This window comes from Candidatus Pantoea carbekii, from assembly GCF_000971765.1.
GTDB lineage: Bacteria > Pseudomonadota > Gammaproteobacteria > Enterobacterales > Enterobacteriaceae > Pantoea_A > Pantoea_A carbekii.
The window spans coordinates 1142253-1150626 of sequence record NZ_CP010907.1 but is presented as its reverse complement, the minus strand read 5'-3'; the positions used below and the strand labels follow the sequence as shown (position 1 = coordinate 1150626).

Genomic DNA, 8374 nt, shown 5'->3' with positions numbered 1-8374 from the left:
CTCGGTTAGCCTCAATGCGGACTTTTAAAAGTAGGGAACTAGATTCGCTTTTTGAATATTACTTAATGCGAATACTTCATCATTACCCTCAACAGTTACCGTGACCATCTCCTCTTCGACAGATTTGATAATGCCTCGCCATTTGCGACGATTATTCACGGCTATGCATAATACTAATCTCACCTCATGATTGGTAAAACGTATATAGTCTTTAGCAGTGAAAAGAGGACGGTCGAGACCCGGTGAAGAAACCTCAAGATTGTAAGTCACTTTAATAGGATCTGCTAAATCCATTACAGCACTAACTTGGTAGCTAACATCAGCGCAACCATCAACATCAATGCCCTCTTCACTATCAATATAGATGCGCAAAGTTAATATACGTCCCCGAACTAATTCAATACCAATTAATTCGTAGCCAAGCGCTTCTACCGGCGCAGAGATCAGCTCTGTTAATTCTTGCTCTAATGTAGACAAGCCTACCCCCAAAGAAATAAAAAAGGGCCTAATATCTATTATATTACGATTTTTCAATAATAAAAAACCCCGAAAATCCGAGGTTTTTTGCTAGTGGACCCTGTATGCCACATTATGACTTTTGCATACTTTTTAAAAAAAAATCCAAATTCTACTGATAAGTTATATATCTGCTACCAAAATCATAGTAGTATGTTTGAAAATGTACTGCAAGCAAAAGTAATTTAAGGTGTCAGTTTTAAACCTATAGCAGTTATGTTGTAATTCTAACACAAAGTGCAACTATTCCATTTATTTTAAATCTTGGCGAAGATTATGCCAAATTCATGAAAAATGCAAACTATAACACATTTCAAGTACCGAGGACGGGACTTGAACCCGTAAGCCCAATAGGGCACTACCACCTCAAGGTAGAGTGTTTACCAATTTCACCACCTCGGCTTTGCTCTTAGACTAACAATTACTTTAAAACCTATTTTATTGCGGCATATCATTGTTCGACAATATTGGAGTCGGTTTAGACAAATGCGTATTTTTTTGAGATTGTATTGGCATTACCAGATCATGTTTTTTGTGAGAAGATCTCCTGTTATTTAAATTACCAAGAATGATACTAATAATAAAGAATAAAGTTGCTAATATTGTGATAACACGAGTGAGCAAGCGGTCAGATCCTATTGAACCCAATAACGTACCGGATGCACCCGAGTTTAATGAAATTCCTATATCTAATCCTGAACCTTTTTGAATAAGAACTAACGCTATCAGACCAATGGCCACAATAAAAAACATACATAAAACCACTTCATACATAATTAACCTATTCTCTTAGATTTTATTCATACAGTGACAATAATAACAATTAAAAGTGTTTTTATATTTATAAAATAGAATCTAAATTCTAACTAAAGAAGTATATGTCTGCAAGTAGAATTTTATAATCGTTTTTCAATTATAAAGAGAAAACAAGATATTCTTTGAATACTTGAAACATTATCTTGTTGTGTGATGGTTCTACACTGATCGAATAGCTTTAGCAATATTATTTGCTAACATGTGAATTTTTCTTTTATTGTGACCTTCTACCATTATACGAATTAATGGTTCTGTACCAGATTTGCGCAATAGCAAACGACCACCTTCATGTAGTAATGTTTTTTCTACCTCTACAGTAACTGCTTTAACTATATTGCTTTGTAACGGATCATGTGTGCCATGAAAACGTACATTCACTAAAGCTTGCGGTAACATTTTTACTCCATTACATAAATCATGTAAATTAACATGATTACGTACAATAGCACTTAAGACTTGCAAACTTGCTATGATAGCATCACCAGTTGTCGTTTTATCTAGCAAAATAATATGGCCAGAGTTTTCTGCTCCTATACGCCACCCCTTTTGCTTCATTTTTTCTAGTACGTAACGATCTCCTACTTTAGAACGGATAAACGGTATACCTATTTCTTTTAAAGCTAATTCAAGACCTATATTGCTCATTAATGTACCAACAACACCTCCTTTTAATTGACCTTGACGTAAATTTTCATGAGCTATAATATAAAGAATTTGATCACCATCTACTTTATTGCCAAAATGATCAACCATCATTATACGATCACCATCACCATCATATGCCAAGCCTAAATCTACTTGTTGTTCCAAAACATATTGTTTTAATAAATGCAGATTAGTCGTACCACATTTTTTATTAATATTCATACCATCAGGTTGTGTAGAAAGAGTAAGGACTTTTGCACCTAGCTCACGAAATACATTTGGTGCAATGTGATAAGTTGCACCGTTGGCACAATCAACTACGATTTTAAGACCATTAAGACTTAATTCGCTTGGAAAAGTACCTTTACAGAACTCAATATACCGCCCTGCTGCATCAATAATCCGGTGAGCTCGTCCTAATTTGGATGATTGTACACAAATAATTCGCTTTTCCATTTCCAATTCAATTTCTTGTTCTACATTATCCGGTAATTTTGTCCCTTCAGCAGAGAAAAATTTAATTCCATTGTAATCAAATGAATTGTGCGAAGCAGAAATCATTATACCGGCTTCAGCCCGGAATGTACGTGTTAGGTAAGCAATCGCTGGAGTTGGCATAGGTCCAGTAAAAGCTGCTGAAATTCCTGCAGCTGCTAGACCAGCTTCTAACGCTGATTCTAACATATAGCCAGAAATCCTTGTATCTTTTCCAATCAATACTTTACGAGATCCATTGCCTGCTAGCGTTTTACCTACAGCCCAACCTAGCTTCAGTACAAAATCAGGTGTTATAGGCATTTTACCAACTTTTCCACGAATACCATCTGTACCGAAATATTTACGATTGCTCATACTGATTATTCCTTAGCCCTTTTCATCGCTTCAAAAATGCGTATTGCTTCAACAGTCTCCTTGACATCATGCACTCGAATAATATGTGCTCCCTGTATAGCAGCAATAACAGCACAGCTAATACTCCCGATTAAACGCTGTGCAACTTCGACATTTAATATATTACCAATCATGGACTTACGTGATAAACCTACTAATATTGGTAATTTAAAATGATGAAAATGGTTAAGATAAGCTAATAGTTTATAATTTTGTCTGAGAGTTTTTCCAAAACCAAAACCAGGGTCGAATACGAGATTTTCTTTTTTAATAAGAGCTGTTTCACAACGTGCAATTTGATCAGCAAAATAAGTATCTACTACACTTACGATATCATCATGGGGTAATATTTCTTGTGTAACATGTGGTTTAGTACAAGGCATGTGCATTAGACATATTGGTAAACCCGTTTCTGCTGCTGCCTCTAGTGCTCCTGGTTTAGAAAGCGATCGAATATCGTTAATCATATAGGCACCTGCACGTGCCGATTCGCGAATTACCTCAGGTTGTGAAGTATCAACTGAAATCCATACCTCAAAACGATCTGCGATAGCTTCTAATGTAGGAATGATACGTTCTAGTTCCTGGGATACACTAATTGTATTTGCCCCAGGACGTGTTGACTCACCTCCAATATCAATAATAGTTGCCCCAGCATTGACCATGTTATTAGTATGTACAAGAATATCTGATAAGGTCTTATGAATGCCACCATCGAAGAACGAATCTGGTGTAACATTTAAAATACCCATCACATGAGGAAATGATAAATCAAGATGAAAATTTCGAGAATATAACTTCATACATACTTCTATAGTTTGTTTTGCTGATTTGAAGTATACAGCGTTTTAGCTGAGTACGGTGCAGACTTATGATTATTGTTAGTGTTGTTGTTACTATAATCTTCCCAATCAGTAGGTGGTCGAACTTCTCGACGAGCCATAAGATCATCAATTTGTAGAGCATCAATTGTCTCATACTTCATCAACGCATCTTTCATTGCATGAAGTATATCCATATTTTCTTTTAAAATACAACGAGCACGTTGATAGTTGCTATCTACTAAATATTTCACTTCCTGATCAATAATACGTGCTGTTTCATCAGACATATGTTTCGCTTTTGCTACCGATCGTCCAAGAAATACTTCCCCATCTTCTTCTGCATATAGCAAAGGTCCCAACTTTTCCGAAAAACCCCATTGTGTTACCATATTGCGTGCTAGATTAGTGGCTACTTTAATATCATTAGACGCACCGGTAGAAACTCGTTCTAAACCATAAATAATTTCTTCTGCTAAACGACCACCGTAAAGTGTTGAAATTTGACTTTCTAGCTTTTGACGGCTTGCACTGATTGCATCACCTTCAGGCAAAAAGAAAGTAACTCCCAATGCACGACCACGTGGAATAATAGTAACTTTATGTACAGGATCGTGTTCTGGAACAAGACGTCCAATGATAGCATGCCCTGCTTCGTGGTAAGCTGTGGCTTCTTTTTGTAATTCCGTCATGACCATAGACCGTCTTTCTGTACCCATCATAATTTTATCTTTTGCTTTTTCAAACTCTACCATCGATACCACACGTTTATTGCTACGTGCAGCAAATAATGCAGCTTCGTTAATTAAATTAGCTAAGTCAGCTCCTGAGAAACCTGGTGTACCTCGTGCAATAATTGCTGCATCAACATCAGTAGCAATTGGTACGCGACGCATATGTACTTTGAGGATTTGCTCACGACCACGAACATCAGGTAGACCAACTACCACTTGACGATCAAAACGACCTGGACGTAATAATGCTGGATCAAGTACATCTGGACGATTTGTAGCAGCAATTACAATAATTCCTTCGTTACCTTCAAAACCATCCATCTCAACTAACATCTGATTTAAAGTTTGCTCACGTTCGTCATGCCCACCTCCTAAACCAGCACCACGCTGACGCCCTACTGCATCGATTTCATCAATAAAAATAATACATGGTGCAGCTTTCTTTGCCTGCTCGAACATATCGCGCACACGTGAAGCACCAACGCCAACAAACATTTCTACAAAGTCAGATCCAGAGATAGTGAAAAAAGGCACTTTTGCTTCACCAGAAATTGCTTTTGCTAATAATGTTTTTCCTGTACCTGGTGGACCTACCATTAAAATACCTTTTGGAATTCTACCGCCAAGCTTTTGAAAACGATTGGGTTCGCGTAGATAATCAACTAATTCGGCTACTTCTTCTTTTGCCTCATCGCAACCGGCTACGTCTGCAAAAGTAGTTTTTATCTGATCCTCAGTTAACATACGAGCTTTACTCTTGCCAAATGACATAGCACCCTTACCGCCACCTCCTTGAATTTGGCGCATAAAGAAAATCCATACACCAATTAATAACAACATTGGAAACCACGAGATAAAAACAGAAGCTAGTAAGCTTGGTTCTTCTGGTGCCTTACCAACTACTTTAACGTTTTTAATCAACAAGTTATCTAGTAATTTAGAATCATTAATAGGAATATAAGTTATATATTTTTTACTATCTTTTTTAATAACGTTAATCTCACGCCCATTAATACGTGCCTCGCGGACCTGATCTTGATTTACTTCTGACAGAAAAGTTGAATAATCAACTTTACGGCCATTCGACTCGTTAGGTCCAAAACTCTGGAATACTGACATCAGCACAACCGCGATGACTAACCAGAGAACCAGGTTTTTCGCCATGTCACTCAAGAGATTAACCTCATATTACAAAGGTGTTAATAGACGGCATGGGGTACGATATATCCTTCATGCTTGGAATCGCAGTGCTAATGATTTTAGTTATTGACACTGTACTTAGAATGACATCTTAAAGTAAACACACCGCTTACCTGACTAAAAATCGTTAGATATAGCTATAGCTGTATATCCTATAGCTACAATATACACTTCACGTGAACGTGACCGAGAAGCAACAGGCTTACAAATTTTTATTTTTTTAAAAAAAGGACGAATTTTTTGTATGTATTCATTTAAACCATCTCCTTGAAATATTTTCACTATAAAATTACCGTCCAATATTAGAATATTTCGGCATATTTTAAACGCTAATTCTACTAAATGCATTGAACGAGGAATATCGATAATAGATTTCCCACTTAAATTAGGCGACATATCCGACATAACAATATGTATTTTTTTATTACCTATATGGTGCAAAAATTTTTTAAAAAATATATCGTCACACAAGTCACCTTGTAAAAAATCAACACCCATAATGGGAACCATAGGCAAACGATCACAAGCAATAACATGACCACTATAGCCCACTTGTTTCTGTGCATACTGAGACCAACTGCCCGGTGTAGCTCCTAAATCTACTACTCTCATGCCGGATTTTAACAAACGTTCCTTTTTTTGTATTTCTTCAAGTTTAAACCAGGCACGTGATCGTAATTTTTTTTTCTTTGCTTGTTGTACATATTTATCGCTGTAATGTTCTTGAAGCCAGTAACTAGAGCTAGTAGAATGTTTTTCAAACATTATAATCTTTTCCAATTTTATTGTTATTAAAACAACACAGCAGCATATAATGAATTTGCACTAATTTGGTGATATACTCGAAAGGATACGAATAATAGTATGAATTTGTTTTAGAATACTTAAGCAAACACACACATGATACATTTATATCATTAAATGAAATAGCAAAATCTGATATAAATTGTAAATTTTCTTAAATTTATTGCGCATCTTAGTGATACTTTTTAAAGTTATGCTTGATATCCTATTAGCTTAAATAAAATACACGATTAAATAATTTAAGACTAATTATAAAAATAACCTTCTTTAAACTCTTTTATTTTTGTTAAATTAATTATCATGATTAATATCAATTATATAATCGAAAGTATGTATAGTCAAAATATACTCTGTAATGCGTAGAGTGCAAATTTGCCTATTCCGTGTCGATATTTCGTAGCAATATTATTCGAATTGTAGAAAAATACTTAATACGATTGGAGGAAAGATCATTAATAACCTTTTGGCTTCGGTGAGGATAGCAATTTATTAAATATATTCTATTGTTATAATTTTGTACTCTATACCGCCACTCGGAGTATTTATCATAGTAATATCGTTTACTTTTTTTCCTACTAAACCACGTGCCATTGGTGAATTAACTGAGATCATATTTTTTTTGAAATCAGCCTCATCATCACCTACTATACGGTAAGTAAATTTTTCATCTGTATTAATATTTACAATACTCACTGTACTACCGAAAATGATTCGATTAGTTTTTGGAATTTTAGTAATATCAATTATTTGTGCATTTGAAAGTTTGGCCTCTATCTCTTGAATACGACGTTCGCAAAATCCTTGTTCTTCACGCGCTGCATGATATTCAGCATTTTCTTTTAAGTCACCATATTCACGTGCTTCCGCAATAGACGCAATAATACGTGGACGTTTTACAGTTTTCAATTCGTTCAATTCTGCACGCAGTGTCTCAGCACCTTTCAACGTCATCGGAATTGGATTCATTGTAGTTCCTCGTATTTAATATTTTCGTTAACGTAATTCATAGCTGATACGTTAAGAGCAAGCAATAACTCCTACAACATGCATTGCTTTAAGTTCAAAATACCTTATTTTCTAAGAGAGTTTCTTAATTTATAAGCAGTACCTAGCGTATAACTTGATTATACTAGTCTACTTAATCAAATCTTATATTAAGTGGCATTACATACTTTAACATTTTTTTGTTGCTTTAAACCCTAGTTTTTATTTCACTAAGCTAAATGTTAAATATTTATCACTTAATATAATGTATTTATGATTTCATTTTTTTATGAATTTTGCACGTTTATATTTAAAGATTTTAATCTTTTCATTATTAATATAATGTTTGAAATCTTTTTCAAGAGTAATTTTTATTTTTTATTACTATGAAATAGTAAGTCATACTAAAACATAAAGATTTATGTGATTATTAATATAAATTTTTATAATCAATTAGTTAATTATCTTGCTAACTTATATTATACATAATTCGTTCATTTAGCGCTCGTTAGATAAAAAATATCTTCTTGTTAATTAGAAAATCTGTGTCATAAATTTTACATTTTTCATTACTAACTGTAATTGCTGAATATTTAAAAGATAATACTTCAATAAATACAAAATCTGTACCATTGCACATCAATCTTGCCACGATATCATATTTTTTATCTTAATCTTACCCATAAAAATATATACATTTTAAAAAAATTAAATATTTAAATCTATGATTTTTTTTAAAAAAATGTATTTTTTTAGTTTATTCAATTATTTTTTTACCTTGCTTCATACAATATATATATACATATCAAATAAAAAACATAAATCATTAGCATGTATAAGATACTATCTTCAAAAAAAATTTTTTAATAAAGAAAGTATTTGTTTACATTTTTGTTAAATCAATTTTTATCATAAAATCGATTTATTTTTTTTAATACTTTTAACTAGTTAAAATTTATATAA

Annotated in this window: 7 protein-coding genes and 1 tRNA gene; all 8 read right to left on the bottom strand. The window is 33.7% G+C overall.

Going from position 1 to position 8374, the window contains the following annotated elements:
• Positions 1-24 precede the first annotated feature (24 nt).
• The 8 genes from rimP to greA all read right to left on the bottom strand — a co-directional run bounded on the left by rimP (position 25) and on the right by greA (position 7393).
• Positions 25-477: a ribosome maturation factor RimP gene (rimP, locus tag BMSBPS_RS04195; protein ID WP_044169979.1), complete on the bottom strand. Its 453-nt coding sequence runs from the start codon at positions 475-477 to the stop codon at positions 25-27.
• A gap of 357 nt (positions 478-834) precedes the next feature.
• Positions 835-918: transfer RNA gene (locus tag BMSBPS_RS04190), tRNA-Leu, on the bottom strand.
• 36 nt (positions 919-954) lie between these two features.
• Positions 955-1290, bottom strand: coding sequence for a preprotein translocase subunit SecG (gene secG, locus BMSBPS_RS04185; protein ID WP_022564361.1), 336 nt, complete (start codon positions 1288-1290; stop codon positions 955-957).
• Positions 1291-1491: 201 nt separating this feature from the next.
• On the bottom strand, positions 1492-2829 hold the full coding sequence (gene glmM, locus BMSBPS_RS04180) for a phosphoglucosamine mutase (protein ID WP_022564360.1): 1338 nt from the start codon (positions 2827-2829) through the stop codon (positions 1492-1494).
• A gap of 5 nt (positions 2830-2834) precedes the next feature.
• On the bottom strand, positions 2835-3671 hold the full coding sequence (gene folP / locus BMSBPS_RS04175; RefSeq protein ID WP_022564359.1) for a dihydropteroate synthase: 837 nt from the start codon (positions 3669-3671) through the stop codon (positions 2835-2837).
• 8 nt (positions 3672-3679) lie between these two features.
• Positions 3680-5587: an ATP-dependent zinc metalloprotease FtsH gene (gene ftsH / locus BMSBPS_RS04170; RefSeq protein WP_044169978.1), complete on the bottom strand. Its 1908-nt coding sequence runs from the start codon at positions 5585-5587 to the stop codon at positions 3680-3682.
• Between the two features lie 153 nt (positions 5588-5740).
• Complete coding sequence (rlmE, locus tag BMSBPS_RS04165; RefSeq protein WP_046201202.1) at positions 5741-6388, bottom strand: 23S rRNA (uridine(2552)-2'-O)-methyltransferase RlmE; 648 nt, start codon at positions 6386-6388, stop codon at positions 5741-5743.
• Between the two features lie 528 nt (positions 6389-6916).
• The gene (greA, locus tag BMSBPS_RS04160) at positions 6917-7393 is read right to left on the bottom strand and encodes a transcription elongation factor GreA (RefSeq protein ID WP_022564356.1); all 477 of its coding nucleotides are present in this window, start codon (positions 7391-7393) and stop codon (positions 6917-6919) included.
• Positions 7394-8374 lie beyond the last annotated feature (981 nt).